Raw genomic sequence first — 379 nt, 5'->3', positions numbered from 1 at the left:
AATTAACCGTACCCATAAACAATTTGGAAAAACAATCACTATTAAATTGTTTTTTGAAAGCCCAACTATTGAAGAATTGAGTAAAGAGCTGCAGGATAGTGAATATATTGCAATCCCGAAGGCACCTGAAAGCGAGTCTTATCCCTTAACGGATTCTCAAAGACGATTGTGGATAATGAGCCAGTTAGAAGGCGGTTCGCTGGCGTATAATATGCCCGGAGCAGTTTCGCTAAAAGGAAATATAGATATTGATAAATTCGAAGAATCGTTTAAGCTTTTGCTGCAACGCCATGAAATACTGCGAACGTATTTCAAAGCAGATAATGAAGGGGATATCAGACAATATATTATCCCTGCAGAACAATTAGATTTTAAGATA

At 36.9% G+C, this 379-nt stretch carries 1 protein-coding gene; it reads left to right on the top strand.

Annotated elements, in window-relative coordinates; all coding sequences use genetic code 11:
- Positions 1–379: condensation domain-containing protein (locus tag DM397_RS00345; protein ID WP_162615424.1), on the top strand; the 379-nt coding region annotated here is incomplete at both ends.

The sequence above is a fragment of the Flavobacterium nitrogenifigens genome (assembly GCF_003254565.1).
Classification (GTDB): domain Bacteria; phylum Bacteroidota; class Bacteroidia; order Flavobacteriales; family Flavobacteriaceae; genus Flavobacterium; species Flavobacterium nitrogenifigens.
The sequence above is the reverse complement of the archived record's forward strand: the minus strand, read 5'-3'. Positions and strand labels throughout refer to the sequence as shown.